16 protein-coding genes and 1 riboswitch are annotated in these 13,928 nt (G+C 58.1%); of the genes, 10 read left to right on the forward strand and 6 right to left on the reverse strand.

The features are described 5' to 3' along the window. Window positions 1-8 precede the first annotated feature (8 nt). Both J7447_RS06360 and J7447_RS06365 read right to left on the reverse strand, forming a co-directional pair. A complete protein-coding gene (locus J7447_RS06360; RefSeq protein WP_209169096.1) occupies window positions 9-773 on the reverse strand; it encodes an FKBP-type peptidyl-prolyl cis-trans isomerase in 765 nt (254 codons plus the stop codon). A 150-nt stretch (window positions 774-923) separates the two neighbouring features. After that, entirely contained in the window at window positions 924-1,502 is a 579-nt protein-coding gene (locus tag J7447_RS06365; protein WP_023014493.1) for a MarR family winged helix-turn-helix transcriptional regulator, read from the reverse strand. A 244-nt stretch (window positions 1,503-1,746) separates the two neighbouring features. On the opposite strand from J7447_RS06365, the gene J7447_RS06370 reads away from it, so the two are divergent. Next, complete coding sequence (locus tag J7447_RS06370) at window positions 1,747-2,748, forward strand: DMT family transporter (protein WP_209169097.1); 1,002 nt, start codon at window positions 1,747-1,749, stop codon at window positions 2,746-2,748. Between the two features lie 73 nt (window positions 2,749-2,821). Here the strand turns inward: J7447_RS06370 and J7447_RS06375 are convergent, their stop codons facing one another. Both J7447_RS06375 and J7447_RS06380 read right to left on the reverse strand, forming a co-directional pair. Further along, window positions 2,822-3,715, reverse strand: a complete 894-nt coding sequence (locus J7447_RS06375; protein ID WP_209169098.1) for an ROK family protein — start codon at window positions 3,713-3,715, stop codon at window positions 2,822-2,824. A gap of 2 nt (window positions 3,716-3,717) precedes the next feature. Then, window positions 3,718-4,425 (reverse strand): class II aldolase/adducin family protein, encoded by a 708-nt coding sequence (locus tag J7447_RS06380; RefSeq protein WP_023004089.1) that lies wholly within the window; start codon window positions 4,423-4,425, stop codon window positions 3,718-3,720. Window positions 4,426-4,725: 300 nt separating this feature from the next. On the opposite strand from J7447_RS06380, the gene J7447_RS06385 reads away from it, so the two are divergent. Further along, window positions 4,726-5,568 carry a DUF6030 family protein gene (locus tag J7447_RS06385; RefSeq protein WP_152506886.1) on the forward strand — a complete coding sequence of 281 codons (843 nt, stop codon included), beginning with the start codon at window positions 4,726-4,728 and terminating at the stop codon, window positions 5,566-5,568. On the opposite strand, the gene J7447_RS06390 is transcribed toward J7447_RS06385, so the two are convergent. Beyond that, window positions 5,537-6,472 (reverse strand): pirin family protein, encoded by a 936-nt coding sequence (locus tag J7447_RS06390; protein ID WP_209169099.1) that lies wholly within the window; start codon window positions 6,470-6,472, stop codon window positions 5,537-5,539. The two genes, J7447_RS06385 and J7447_RS06390, sit on opposite strands and share 32 nt — an antisense overlap. Window positions 6,473-6,618: 146 nt before the next feature. On the opposite strand from J7447_RS06390, the gene J7447_RS06395 reads away from it, so the two are divergent. The 5 genes from J7447_RS06395 to J7447_RS06415 all read left to right on the forward strand — a co-directional run bounded on the left by J7447_RS06395 (window position 6,619) and on the right by J7447_RS06415 (window position 10,012). Then, window positions 6,619-7,143: a DNA topology modulation protein FlaR gene (locus J7447_RS06395; protein WP_209169100.1), complete on the forward strand. Its 525-nt coding sequence runs from the start codon at window positions 6,619-6,621 to the stop codon at window positions 7,141-7,143. A gap of 47 nt (window positions 7,144-7,190) precedes the next feature. Beyond that, window positions 7,191-7,311: riboswitch (TPP riboswitch) on the forward strand. 161 nt (window positions 7,312-7,472) lie between these two features. Next, the gene (gene thiO, locus J7447_RS06400) at window positions 7,473-8,450 is read left to right on the forward strand and encodes a glycine oxidase ThiO (RefSeq protein ID WP_209169101.1); all 978 of its coding nucleotides are present in this window, start codon (window positions 7,473-7,475) and stop codon (window positions 8,448-8,450) included. Then, entirely contained in the window at window positions 8,434-8,631 is a 198-nt protein-coding gene (gene thiS / locus J7447_RS06405) for a sulfur carrier protein ThiS (protein ID WP_209169102.1), read from the forward strand. The genes thiO and thiS overlap by 17 nt, the downstream gene beginning before the upstream one ends. Window positions 8,632-8,636: 5 nt before the next feature. Then, window positions 8,637-9,410: a thiazole synthase gene (locus tag J7447_RS06410; protein WP_209169103.1), complete on the forward strand. Its 774-nt coding sequence runs from the start codon at window positions 8,637-8,639 to the stop codon at window positions 9,408-9,410. Beyond that, the gene (locus J7447_RS06415) at window positions 9,407-10,012 is read left to right on the forward strand and encodes a thiamine phosphate synthase (protein WP_075281625.1); all 606 of its coding nucleotides are present in this window, start codon (window positions 9,407-9,409) and stop codon (window positions 10,010-10,012) included. The genes J7447_RS06410 and J7447_RS06415 overlap by 4 nt, the downstream gene beginning before the upstream one ends. 27 nt (window positions 10,013-10,039) lie before the next feature. Here the strand turns inward: J7447_RS06415 and J7447_RS06420 are convergent, their stop codons facing one another. Next, window positions 10,040-10,921, reverse strand: a complete 882-nt coding sequence (locus tag J7447_RS06420; RefSeq protein ID WP_209169104.1) for a LysR family transcriptional regulator — start codon at window positions 10,919-10,921, stop codon at window positions 10,040-10,042. Between the two features lie 341 nt (window positions 10,922-11,262). Here J7447_RS06420 and J7447_RS06425 point away from each other — a divergent pair, with 341 nt between their 5' ends. The 3 genes from J7447_RS06425 (at window position 11,263) to J7447_RS06435 (ending at window position 13,921) form a co-directional block, all read left to right on the forward strand. Continuing rightward, entirely contained in the window at window positions 11,263-12,762 is a 1,500-nt protein-coding gene (locus J7447_RS06425) for a CoA-acylating methylmalonate-semialdehyde dehydrogenase (protein ID WP_209169105.1), read from the forward strand. Window positions 12,763-12,968: 206 nt separating this feature from the next. Then, complete coding sequence (locus tag J7447_RS06430) at window positions 12,969-13,328, forward strand: isoprenylcysteine carboxylmethyltransferase family protein (RefSeq protein ID WP_168687014.1); 360 nt, start codon at window positions 12,969-12,971, stop codon at window positions 13,326-13,328. A gap of 2 nt (window positions 13,329-13,330) precedes the next feature. Then, window positions 13,331-13,921: a TetR family transcriptional regulator gene (locus J7447_RS06435; protein ID WP_209169106.1), complete on the forward strand. Its 591-nt coding sequence runs from the start codon at window positions 13,331-13,333 to the stop codon at window positions 13,919-13,921. Window positions 13,922-13,928: the final 7 nt, after the last annotated feature.

A 13,928-nucleotide genomic window follows, 5' to 3' on the forward strand; every position in this document is an offset into this window, starting at 1 on the left:
ATCCGAACTCAGCAGAGCCAGCAATTCTCCGGCAAGGCTGCCTGAGTGACTTCGCCGCCATCTTCGATCCAGTGTGCAATTCCCTTTTCGACGTTGACCACGTTTGTGAAGCCGGCCTGTCCGGCGAGATATTCTGACAGAGCCTGGCTTCGTTGCCCTGTCTGGCAGATTAACACCACTTCGTCCGAGGGGCCGGAAACCAACTTCTGAAGTTCGCTGCCGAAGGCAGGGTTCACCTGGCCACTGTTATTGAAGAACGTAACCAGATGGCTGCCCGGAATGACGCCGGTTTGCTTCCACTCGTCAGGACGCCGGATATCAATGACCGTGGTGCCTGAGGCGAGCTTTGCCTTCAGGGTGCCGTTGTCGATATCAGAGAATTTCTTCGCCTTGACCTCAAGCAGTTCGATTTCGAATTTCAATGTTGCATCCGGCGGAATGATCCCGCCTGCGCCTTGTGACCCATAAGCCATGTCCGGCGGAATGATCAGCTCGCGCTTGCCGCCGACCTGCATGCCCTCGACGCCTTTTTCCCAACCGGGAATAACGCGCCGCTCTCCCAGCGTGAACGAAAATGGCGTGCCTCGGTCGACGCTGGAGTCGAACTTCGTGCCGTCCATCAGCCAGCCGGTGTAGTGCACCACCACCGTTTCACCGACGTTTGCTTCTTCGCCGGTACCTTTTTCAATATCCCGGATCTGCAGCTCTTCCTGTGCCTGTGCCGGCAGGACGAAAAGCATGATGGCGAGAATGCGCGTAACCCATTTGAGCATGATGTGTGGTCCCGGTGTGTTGTTACGGACAAGAATTGGTCATCTGGGACAGGAAAACAATCCGGGTTTCCATCACAGTGACGGTGAGTCACAAGGCCGGGGTGGCTTGTGGTTTCCAGACCAGAGGCGCCTGGCTAGCGTATGCGCCAGTCAGGTCTTGCCAAGAGGATCGTTGACGGAGCGAATGAGCTTTTCCAGTAGGTCTGACAATTGCTGTTGTTCTTTTTCGCTTAACCCGCTCACCGCCTGCTGCTGTTTTGCAATGTAGTCGGGCATTTGCCCCTTTATCAGGTCCAGTCCCTTTGGAGTCAGGCAAACGGTGAGTGCCCGCCTGTCATCTGGATGCGGGCAGCGTTCAACCAGACCTGCTTTCTCCAGTTTATCGACCCTGGCCGTCATGCCGCCCGAGCTCATCATCGTGGTCCGGTACAATTCCGTCGGTGTCAGCTTGTAGGGTGGTCCGGACCGCACGAGGGTCGCCAGAACATCGAATTCACCCGTCTTCAGTCCGATATCCGCGTAGGCAGGGGCAAGATAGTCGCGCCCCATCACCTGAGATGCTTCGTTCAATCGACCAAGCAGAACCATTGGCGACAACTGCTCCGCGATCTCGGGTATTTCCCTTTGCCATTGCCTGCGCGCGCGCTCCGCACGGTCGATTAGCAGGTCTTCCGGATCTCCGAACAGGTGATCCGATGGCTTCTTGGTGTCGCTTGACCGGGTGGTCATGGTCGGAAACTCCAGATCATTTCCAGTCAGATGACGCACTTTTTTACAAGGGAACAAGAGGTTGCGTAACTAGCTGACATATCGACTGTTTTTGTTGTTCCGATACTCGCTGTTTCGGGTGGTTCTGTCAACTGATGTCAAGAATCTTGAAATTAAGTATCTTGAAATCAAGATAAAATGCGTTATCTGTTCTGGCAACGGTGCAGCATCAAGCCAGCGCCTAATTGTGAGGAAGGACAGTCCCATGGTGGACACGACCAGATTAGGAACATCCGCAAGTGCGGCTTCCCTGCAGCAACAAGCTTCTCTTTCCGGCGAAAGGCGTGAAAGTCCTTTGGATCAGCCGTTGGTGCTGTTGTTGATTGTCGGTGGTTTTCTCGCCGTATCCACGGTGATTGCCAAGGCCGCCCCCATGACCGGGTGGCATCCTTTGGCCCTGTTGCAGTGGTCCATCCTTGGCGGTGCTGCGGGTTTGTTCGTTATTAGCAGGATTGCAGCCGGAGGAAGTATGGCCACCAAAGGGGACACAGGTGTCAGCCGGGGCCAGTTTGCCTTCTACCTGCTGGTCAGCGGTCTCCTGTTCATTGCGCCGAACATGATCGCAGTGGTTGCTGCGCCAAAGGTCGGGGCGGGGTTTGTCTCCCTGAGCTACGCTTTTCCGCTGGTTCTGACTTATGGATTTGCCGTTCTGTTGCGCCTGGAGAAGTTTCAGGTTCTGCGTGGGGTTGGCGTTCTGTTCGGTCTGGCTGGCGGCATCTTGCTGGCGGCGTCCGGACGTCAGCTTTCCGTGGATGCCTCCTGGTGGGCGATGTTTGCTCTGTCGATCCCTGTATTCCTGGCTTCCGGTAACATTTTTCGCACGGTGAAGTGGCCAGCAGGCGCGCGGCCGGTCAATCTTGCTCTCGGCATGATGTTGGTCGGGTTTGCGGCACTCGGACTATTTACTGCCATGGCCGGTATTCCCGTTGTGCCCGGCACCTGGTCACTGGAGGCCACTGGCCTGCTGGCAGCCCAAATAACGATATTCGCTTTTCAGTACGGGCTGTATTTTCGCCTGCAGCACACAGCCGGGCCTGTCTATCTCAGCCAGATAGGCTCCGTCGCCGCGGTGATTGGTCTTGGCCTTGGATATCTCGCCTTTGGTGAAGTGCCAAACATGGCGAAACTGGCGGCCGTCGCAGCTGTCGGGGCAGGGATTGTGCTCGTCAGCAAAGGGCGCGGCGCTGGAGCGAAAAAGTCAGGCTAGTCTTGCCATACCCTAAGAACCGATCCCGCAACTCGCGGGATCGGTTTGTCGTCTTTGGGTTCCAGGTGATTTCTCACCCCCAGAGCCAGGCAGCTCCCCGCACACCAGAGCTGTCGCCGTGCATAGCCTTGCGGATCGGTGTCTCGAAGGTATCGGAGAAGATGTAAGGCGTCATCGCGGGGGGAAGGTCGGCATAAAGCTCGTCGATATTCGACATGCCGCCACCCAGGACGAACACATCCGGATCGAGCAGATTAGCCGACATTGCAAGCGCACGGGCAAGACGGCTGACATAAGCCTCGTAGACAGCAGTTGCCACCACGTCGCCGGAGCGTTTCAGCGCCATGATCTCATGGCCTTTCAGCAGCGTTCCGGTCCTGTCCTTGTAGTCGAGCTGAAAACCCGTTCCCGAACACCAGCGATCGATGGCGCCCTTGTGGCCGATCCAGCTGTCGGGACCCGGATACTCCTCCGGCTTTAGCCAGGGCACGGTGATCGCTCCCCATTCGCCACCGATGCCGTTGGCACCAAGATGGGCTTTCGCGTCGATGGCAATGCCCGAGCCGCTGCCTGTGCCGATGATGATAGCGTGAACGATATGCGCTCCAGCACCTGCGCCATCGGTCGCTTCGGAAACAGCCAGACAGTTTGCGTCATTCTGGATACGAACCGGGCGGCCAAGAACCCTCTGCAGGTCCTGGTCCAGGGGCTTGCCGTTCATCCAGGTGGAATTGGCGTTCTTGACCAGACCTGTCTTGGGGGAAAGCGAACCGGGAATTCCAAGACCGAGCGTTCCCGTCAGTCCGGTTGCCTTTTCGGCCGCCTCGACCAGAAAACGGACTGCTTCCAGACAACCTTCATAGTCGTCCCTGGGTGTGTCGACCCGTTGCCGGAACAGTTCCTCGCCCTCGTTGGAAAGAGCGATGATTTCGATCTTGGTTCCACCCCAGTCAATTCCCAGCCGCATTTTCAGTCCATCCGTCTTGGCAGTTCGAAGGCAGCTGTCTGGCCGTCTTCAAGTTCGCTTGTTTGTTTTCCGTAGGTTTTGAATTTTTTCAAGATTACGGTCATTTCCTCCGCATCCAGTATCACAGGTTCACCCAGGATCAGGGCTGATAGATACTGGTCTGCCAGATCTTCCACGCCTTCCGCGGTCGAAAGCGCCTTCTGCAAGGTTGCTCCACCGGCGATCTGCCCATGATTTGCAAGCAGGCAGGCGTTTCTGTCGCCAAGTGCTGAAATCATTGCCTCGGACAATCCGCGGGTGCCGAAGGTGGCGTAATGGGCGCATTCGATACGGTCGCCACCGGCAAGCGCCACCATATAGTGAAATGCAGGAATACCGCGCCGGTGACAGGACAGGGCGGTCGCGCGAGGACTATGGCAATGCACCACCGCGCCGCAATCCGGCTTCGCCAGATAGAAGTCAAGATGCATCCGCCATTCGGAAGACGGTAGTGTCTCGCCGCGGTAGCAGCCCTCCCAGTCCAGCGCGACAATCTTGTCTTCAGTCAGATTTTCGTAAGGCGTTCCCGACGGCGTCACCAAAAAACCGGATTCGGTGCGTGCACTGACATTTCCTGAGGTGCCTTTGGTCAGTCCGAGACGAGGCAAGGCACGGGCTGTCTCGATGATCGCACGGCGCAGGTCAGGTGTGTCACCTGGAAAGGTGGGCATTCGGGGCCTCTTTGGTTCTGGTTCGGGTGCGAGCGTTACGTTTGGCTGCGCGACCGTGGAAGCGGCGCTTACATGACAGGTATCCGGTTGCCTTTTCAAGGTATTGGTTTGATAAATCCCGTGCCCTTGACCACTCGGTTGAGGATCGCGGTGTTAAGGGACTGAATGGCAGGTTTCGCAGACAAGCTCAGGCATTTGCTTGGATCGGCTGCAATGTCGGCAGACCGGACGGGTAGGGGAGCGCAATCCAGGTCGAGGCCGGGGCACCGTTCCAAGGGCCCGCGCTGGGCCGAGCCGGACATGGAAACTCTGTCTGAAGGAGGCGAGCCCAGGAGGCCCGGCCTGCCAACCCGCGCGTCCAGATCTCGTAAACGTGCTCAGGTGACGCCGTACTACATCTGGGGAACCCTGGCGTTGCTGGCTGCCGGTTTCGCCGTTGGCGGCCTGTTCCTGCACCTTGCCGGGCAAGGGAGTGAGGAAAGCGTTGCAACCGCCCCCTTGATGCCTGATCCGCTTTCTTCCCTGCAGTCTCCGGCCAAGCAGGTGCTGCTGGCTCCGGAACCGGAACTGTCCGCGGAGCTGAAACGCAGCTTCCTGGGTCAGCCGGATCAGCTATGCGACGAATTACGGTCTCTGGGGCTCGGAAATCCTGGCTGGAGCCGGGCACCTTTCAGTGAAGGCCGCTGGCAATGTGCATCCGACCTGGTGCCCTTGACCACACCCAGCGTCGACTACGGTTCGACAACTCTTTTCTTTCTGCTGCGCGGCCCATCGGAAAAAAGCATCGATTATCTGCGGCTGAAGCTGGTGGTGGAAGATCCGCGCCAGATGCAGATCGGCCTTGATGCGGTCTGGCTGGTGATCGACGCCCTGTCGCTTCGGTATGGCTGGACGGTTCCGGAAGTGTTTCGCGAGGCGGTTTCCGGGTTCAGGCAACTGGAGACGACACACCGGGGCGTGCGGCTGTCGGTTTCGCCGGAAGACCCAAATCTGACGGGGGACCCGCTGGCAAGCCAACGGCTCAACATCATTCTGGACTTTGGCGAGCCGGACCTTATCCGGCCCGCCGACAGGTTCGAAAAAGCACCGCCACTGGAAAGCGGCTGGAGTGTCAGGGCCCCGGACGGTCAGGCAAGGGAATGAACTCTTCCGCATCGCCGGGTACCGTATCGAAACGGCCAAGACGCCAATCTTCCTTGGCCTGCTCGATGCGCTCTTTCGATGAAGACACGAAGTTCCACCAGATATAACGCCGGCCGTCCATCGGTTCGCCGCCAAGCACTACGAAACGAGCCGGCACGGGAGACGTGTTTTCGATCACCAGATGATCACCCGGTTTGAACACCAGCAGCTGGGCCGGATCGAAATTCTGGCCGGCGATGGTGATCTGGCCCGAGACCGTATAAAGACCGCGCTCTTCCCACCCGGCATCCAGCGGGATCTTCGCTCCCGGTTCCAGCGTGATATCGGCATAGAACATGTCGGACGCTGTCTTCACCGGTGCCTTGTGGCCATAAAGCTCGCCCGCGATAAGTTTGACTGAAGCGCCCTTGTCGGCAAATTCCGGCTGTTCTTCTGTGCCGTGGTGCTGGAAGGTCGGGTCGGTCTCTTCCAGGTGTTTGGGCAGGGCCACCCAGCTCTGCAGGCCGAACAGGGGACGTTTTTCCTGCAGGCGTTCCGGCCTCTCACGTTCGGAATGCACGATGCCCTTGCCGGCGCTCATCCAGTTCAGAGCACCGGGGGCAATCGCAATCTCCGTTCCAAGGCTGTCACGATGATACATCTCTCCTTCGAAGAGATAGGTAACTGTCGCCAACCCGATGTGAGGATGCGGGCGCACGTCGATACCGCCGCCGACCAAAAGTTCTGCCGGGCCCATCTGGTCGAAGAAGATGAACGGGCCAACCATCCGCCGCCTGGCAGACGGCAAGGCACGTCTTACCGAAAATCCGCCGAGGTCGGATGTCCGCGGTACGATGATCGTTTCAATCGGGTCACAGGTTGCAGCATTTCCCGGTACGGGATCAGGGCAATTCAACCAGCTCATCTGCCTCTCCATCAAAGAACATTCTGTCTTGCAAACTAGATAGGGCCTGCGAAGCCGAAGTGTCCATTGAACAGTCTGTTTCGGGTTTTCATACCCTGCACAATCTGTATAACGACCGGCCCTTCCTTGCTTTTGTTTGGTGCGACATGAAACGCGTGATGATCGTTGGCGGCCCGGGCTCGGGTAAAAGCACGCTTGCCGTTGCCCTTGGGCGGAAAACCGGACTGCCGGTCTATCATATGGACAAGATCCACTACCGCTCCGGTTGGAACGAGCGGACGCGGGAAGAGAAAGACCGGCTGACGCATGAGGTCCATCTGAAGGATGTGTGGATCTTCGAGGGTGGTCATTCAAGCACCTATGCGGAACGTATCGAACGTGCCGACACTTTCATCTGGCTCGATGTCCCGGTAACGCGCCGCATATTTCGAGTGCTGAAACGGTCGGTGAAATACAATGGGCAAAGCCGTCCGGATCTGGCCGAGGGCTGCCCGGAGCAGTTCAACTGGCAAACTGTTGAATTCCTGAGGTTCATCTGGCGAACGAGACACTCCGCCAGAGCCAAACTGGAGCACATCTACCGCGAACCTCCGGACCATCTGAAAGTCTATCGGTTCAACACCCTTGCCGAAATCGACGACTTTCTGGCGCGCCCCTGGCAACAAGGATGAAGGCTCATCCTGTCTCTTGACAGGTGCGCCTGACGGGCGGCACAACAGGGGCTCACCCGGGGTGCCTCCAGAAGAGGCTGAGATACTGCTGGCGCACTTGCGCAGTGCAGGGACCCGACGAACCTGATCCAGGTCATGCTGGCGAAGGGAAGGTGTTCTCGGCCAACTGCGTTCGCCACGGCAATGCTCCAACCCGGCCACCTTTCCAAGCCGAATGTCCGAAATGCGGGACCTTTTCCGGTCCTTGCGGAGATCCGTTGAATGCAAGCGGAATACCAGACATTCCGTGATGTCGAACGACTGATGTCCACCCTGGCAGGAGAGGCGGAATGAAGGTCGGTATCAAAGGGGCGGGTGTCGCCGGTCTGACACTGGCACATGAGCTTGTCTCGCGCGGTGTGCGGGTGGAGCTGCTGGAAAAACACAAGGATCTCACTGCCAGTGCCTCCTGGCTCGCAGGCGGCATGTTGGCGCCATGGTGTGAGCGGGAAAGTGCCGAGGAAGATGTACTGCGGCTCGGGCAAGCCGCCATTGGCTGGTGGAGCAAAGTCCTGCCGGGACAGGTTTCGCACAATGGCACGCTGGTTGTTGCCGCGCCGCGCGATACCGGCGAGTTAAGTCGCTTTGCTTCTCGAACCAGCGGCTTTGCCTGGCTCGACGCTGACGCGCTGGGCGCACTCGAGCCGGACCTCGCAGGCCGATTTGCAAAGGGGCTCCATTTTGCCGGGGAAGCCTATCTCGATCCGCGGCGGGCCCTCACGGCATTGCGGGCAAAGGTGTCTGAAAGCGGTGCCGAGGTGAGGTTAGAGGCGCAGCACTTCACCGCGGCGACCGATCTTGTCGCCGATTGTACCGGCATGGCCTCGCCGGATCCGCACTTGCGTCCCGTACGCGGTGAAATGCTGATCCTCCACGCGCCGGAGGTCTCGCTTTCGCGGCCGGTGCGTTTTCTGCACCCGCGCATCCCGGTCTATGTCGTGCCTCGTGACAACGGCGTCTTCATGGTCGGGGCAACCATGATCGAAAGCGGTGACCAGGGAGCGGTCAGTGTTCGGTCCACCATGGAACTCCTAAATGCCGCCTACAGCCTGCATCCGGGATTTGCGGAGGCAAAGATCATCGAAACCGGGGTGGGCCTCCGCCCGGCATATCCCAACAATCTTCCTCGTCTCACGTTTACCGGCAACACGTTGTCAATGAACGGATTCTACCGGCACGGCTTCCTGCTTGCTCCGCATTTTGCCATGGAGGCGGCAGGCAGGATCGTGCAACACCTTCAGGAGAAGTCCCTTGAAGCTAACCATTAACGGCGAACCTCAGGAAGTTGTCAGCGCGACGCTGGCTGCGCTTCTGGACGAACTGGCCTATGACCACGAGTTTCTTGCAACGGCGCGCAACGGCGATCTGGTTTGTGCTGAAGAACGAAGCGCTTGCGTCCTTCAAGCTGGCGACCGTATCGAGATCCTGTCGCCGATGCAGGGAGGATGACGCCTATGTTTGAAGTTTATGGCGAAAGCGTTGCGTCGCGTTTCCTGCTTGGAACTGCCCAGTACCCATCACCCCAAATTCTGTCGGACGCGGTGAAGGTATCCGGGGCTGAAATTCTGACGGTGTCCCTTCGGCGCGAAACGGCAGGAAGTGGCGGAGGCGGCCGGTTCTGGGACCTGATCCGGGAACTGAACGTCAAGGTTCTGCCCAACACTGCCGGATGTCATTCGGTGAAGGAAGCCGTCACCACCGCAAAAATGGCACGCGATCTTTTTGGAACCGACTGGATCAAGCTGGAAGTGATCGGTCATCACGACAGCCTGCAGCCGGATGTCTTTGGCCTCGTGGAAGCCGCACGTATCCTGAGCGATGACGGCTTCAAGGTGTTTCCCTATACGACGGACGATATTGTCGTCGGCGAACGGTTGCTTGAGGCGGGGTGCCAGGTGTTGATGCCCTGGTGTGCGCCAATCGGTTCGGCGAAGGGGCCGGTCAATCCGGATGCCCTTCGTGCCTATCGCAGTCACTTCAGAGGCATCCCACTTGTTGTGGATGCCGGTCTTGGCAGACCGTCCCATGCGGCCGCTGTTCTGGAACTCGGTTTCGATGCGGTACTGCTGAATACGGCTGTGGCAAAGGCCGGAGACCCTGTCGCAATGGCCAAAGCCTTTGCAGTTGCAATTGAGGCCGGTCGCCTGGCCTATGAAGCCCAACCCCTGGAACCTCGCGACATGGCGGTTCCTTCTACCCCGGTTCTCGGAATGGCGGTGTTTGAATGAAGCTCGATCCCTTTTACCTCATCGTCGACAGTTCCGACTGGATCGAGCGGCTGGTTCCGCTTGGCGTCAAACTGGTTCAACTGCGCATCAAGGACGCGAGCGACGAAGTCCTGCGCAAGGAAATCGCAGCATCCAAGAGCGCTTGCGAAAAGCACGGCTGCCAACTTGTCGTGAACGACTATTGGCAGCTCGCGATTGAGCTGGACTGCGACTTTGTCCACCTTGGTCAGGAAGACCTTGCTGACGCCGATGTGGCGGCCATTCGCAAGGCCGGTCTGAAACTCGGCGTTTCGACCCATGACGGCGAGGAACTGGAAACCGCTCTTTCTGTCGAGCCCGATTATGTCGCGCTGGGGCCTGTCTATCCAACGATCCTGAAAGAAATGAAATGGGCGCCCCAAGGCGTTGAAAAGGTCGGACGGTGGAAGCGGCAGATCGGCGAATTGCCGCTTGTTGCTATTGGCGGCCTCAATCCGGAACGTCTGCCGGGTGTGTTCGAGAACGGCGCAGATATCGCAGCCGTTGTCACCGACATCACCCGGAATGCCGATCCGGAAGCGCGCACCAGGGAATGGATAATGGCGACAGATCCCTGGCGGTAGGTTGAGTGCGTTTCGCCTTCGGCCTGGCTAAACGAAAATCGCTTTATCGTGAGCGACTTGATCGCGCAGAAATTTCTGTGCCGCGGCGACATGGCGGAGAGGGCGCGAACTTTCATGTGTCACCATCCAGTAGGCCCGGTGAAGCTTTATCTCCGGGAGAACGGCGACCAGGTCCGCATTGTCGCGCGCGATAAAATCGTGAAGTATGCCGATACCGGCACCGGACCTGACTGCTTCGGTCTGGCCGAGTGCGGAGGCGATTTCAAATCGCGCGGTCCAGTCTTTCAGGATCTCGGTGCCGTAGTTCAGCGATGGCGAGTAGAGCAGGTCTTCCACGTAGCCAATAAGATCGTGGTCGATCAGATTGCTTGCGGAGGCAGGTGTTCCCCGGCTTTCCAGATAGGTTTTTGACGCATAAAGACCGAGCGAATAGTCGACGAGCTTGCCGGCAACCAGCCGGCCTGTTTCCGGCCTGTCTATTGTCACGGCGATATCAGCTTCACGGCGGGAGAGCGAGAAGGAGCGGGGCACGGGAACGAGCTGCACCGTCAGTCCTGGATGTTTTTCCGTGAGCTTGCCAAGCCGGGGCGCAAGATACGCGACACCGAAACCATCGGGTGCGCCAATGCGAACGGTTCCGGAAATTTCCGGCGTGTTGTTTGTCAGGTCGGCTTCCGCTGCCACCGCCTCGGCTTCGATCCGTTCTGCCCGGTCAAAGAACCGGCTGCCGGCTTCCGTCAGAAGGCAGCCGGATGTTGATCTGTCGAAGAGGCGTGTGCCGATGCTGTCTTCGAGGCTCGTCAGCCTGCGCGCCACCGTGGCGTGGTTGAGGCCGAGACGGCGCGCTGCCGCCAGGATTTGTCCTGTTCGAGCGATCGCGAGAAAGATGCGGATGTCGTCCCAGTTCATTTCGATTTGCTTTCCGCGATGACCAGCCACTCCGTTTTGTTTTTTTCAGCTGATGTCAGATACCAGGCACGATGCCGCCGCGTTCATGGTGGTGAGTTCACGCCTTGCTGCACACCGGCTTTTGGTAAAGTTTCAGCCGGGATGACAACCGAGGGGAATTGGACCTATCGTTTGTCTCAGACGCTTCGTGGCGTTTTATTGCATAACTTCAAAAAACGCACAACGGGTCCGGAAATCTGGTTCTTGTTTGTAGCAAAAATAAAAGTCAAAAAAGACATCATCTCGGACGCTCGCCCAAAATCCTTTTGGCTGGTGTCAGGACATATTGGGAGAAACGCGACATGCGGAAGATCGGTCATTTTATCGGCGGCAAGCACGTGGAGGGAACTTCCGGCCGCTTTGCAGACGTCTACAACCCGGCAACCGGTGAAGTCGAGGCGCAGGTCGCCCTGGCCAGCCAGGCCGAGATGGACGCGGCAATTGCCAATGCTGCTGCCGCACAGCCTGCCTGGGCTGCCACCAACCCGCAGCGTCGCGCTCGCGTGATGATGAAGTTCGTAGATCTTCTCAACCGCGACATGGACAAGCTGGCTGAAGCTCTTTCCCGCGAACACGGCAAAACGATTCCGGACGCCAAGGGCGACGTTATCCGCGGTCTGGAAGTCGCCGAGTTCTGCATTGGTGCGCCGCATCTCCTGAAGGGTGAATTCACCGAAGGCGCCGGTCCTGGCATCGACATGTACTCCATGCGCCAGCCGCTTGGCGTCGTTGCCGGCATCACGCCGTTCAACTTCCCGGCCATGATCCCGATGTGGAAATTCTGCCCGGCGATCGCTTGTGGCAACGCCTTCATTCTGAAGCCGTCCGAGCGCGATCCGTCCGTGCCGATCATGCTTGCTGAACTGATGATCGAAGCCGGTCTGCCGGAAGGTGTTCTGAACGTCGTCAACGGCGACAAGAGCGCGGTCGATGCAATCCTGGACGACGAAACCATCCAGGCTGTCGGCTTCGTCGGTTCCACGCCGATTGCCCAGTATGTTTATGCCCGTGCAACTGCATCCGGCAAACGCGCCCAGTGTTTCGGTGGCGCAAAGAACCACATGATCATCATGCCGGATGCCGACCTTGATCAGGCGGCCGATGCTCTGATCGGTGCAGGTTACGGCGCGGCCGGCGAACGTTGCATGGCTGTTTCTGTTGCCGTGCCGGTTGGCGAAAGCACCGCAAATGCACTGATCGAGAAGCTTGCGCCGAAGGTGGAGGCACTTAAGATCGGGCCGTACACGGCTGGCAATGACGTCGACTTCGGTCCGCTGGTGACCAAGGAAGCGCTTGCTCGCGTAAAAGGTCTCGTCGACCAAGGCATCAAGGAAGGTGCGAAGCTGGTTGTCGATGGCCGCGATTTCTCCATGCAGGGCTATGAGAACGGCTTCTTCATGGGCGGCTGCCTGTTCGACAACGTCACCAAGGACATGGACATCTACAAGACCGAAATCTTCGGTCCGGTCCTGTCCGTAGTTCGCGCAGAGACCTACGAAGAAGCTCTCGATCTGCCGCTCAGCCACGAATACGGCAACGGCACTGCGATCTTCACCCGTGACGGCGATACAGCCCGCGACTTCGCGTCCCGCATCAACATCGGCATGGTTGGCATCAACGTGCCGATCCCGGTGCCGCTCGCCTACCACACCTTCGGCGGCTGGAAGAAGTCCGGCTTCGGCGATCTCAACCAGCATGGTCCGGACGGGTTCAAGTTCTACACCCGCACCAAGACCGTGACCTCCCGCTGGCCGTCAGGTCTGAAGGACGGGGCCGAGTTCGCAATCCCGACGATGAAGTAATTCCTTCCGGACCAAGTCCGGTCTGGCGCTCCCGGCTTCGCCTGGAGCGCCTCTTTTTTGTCTTGTAAAATGATAAAAGATGAATTTTATTATTTATTATGAAATGAGTTTGGAAACCTCTCATGCCTCAGATAATTCCGCCTGTCCTTTTCGGCCTGTTCCTGTTGTCGATGGTCCCGGTCACGATCTTGTTTCCCGGTTCGCCCATGCTTCCTGCACCGTTCCAGTGGACCGGTTTGGCAGTCGTCGCTCTGGGGTTGTTTTTCCTCAAAAAGGGGCATGGCACGTTCCTTTCGCAAGAAACGGAAATCCATACGTTCCGGCAACCAACCCGCTTGGTGACCTCCGGAATCTACGCGCTTTCGCGCAATCCGATGTATCTTGGGTTTTTGTTGATGCTGCTCGGGGTCGCTGTCTGCACCAACGAAGCATTGAACGTCCTTTTCGCAATCGTCTTTTTTCTGGCCGCGCAGTTTTGGTACATCCCGATTGAGGAGCGGAACGCCGAGAAGACGTTTGGCCAGCCTTACCTGGACTACAGAAAAAATGTGAGGCGTTGGCTTTAAAAATGGCAAGACCGAAGGTTGAAAACGCCGAAATCCGGGAGAGCCTGCTGCAGGCTGCGGAACACCGCTTGCGGCGGCAAGGTTCGCCGCGCTTTTCCGTGACTGATCTGGCGGCCGATTGTCGGATGTCGCAATCGAATGTCTACCGGTTTTTTCCCAACAAGGCGGCTCTCATGGCCGGCTTGGCGGAACGCTGGTTCGCAGACGTGGAAGTTGCGCTTCAGGTGGAAATTTCAGCTGCGGAAAGCTGGCAATCGAAACTGGCAGCTTTTGTCAGGGTGCAGCTCGTAATCAAGTCAGAAAGGTTTGACGACGATCCGGACCTGTTCCGGGCCTATCTGACTCTGGCTGGAGAGCATCCCGAACCTGTCACCATCCATGTGAGCAGATTACGGAAAATGCTGGAAGGGATACTCGGCGCCGTATTTGAAGGATGCGAACTGAAAAGGGCGTGCGACTTGGTTGAAGACGCAACGCAACTGTTCAGGGACCCGTTTCTGATTGCCCGCCTTAGGCCAAGGTGCACGGAAGAACGCGCCGAAGCGGTTCTCGCCGCGGTGCTTTCCGAATTGGAGCATCGTCTCGTGCGATAGCTGTCAC

This window comes from Labrenzia sp. R5_0 (assembly GCF_017743835.1).
GTDB classification, from domain to species: domain Bacteria; phylum Pseudomonadota; class Alphaproteobacteria; order Rhizobiales; family Stappiaceae; genus Roseibium; species Roseibium algicola.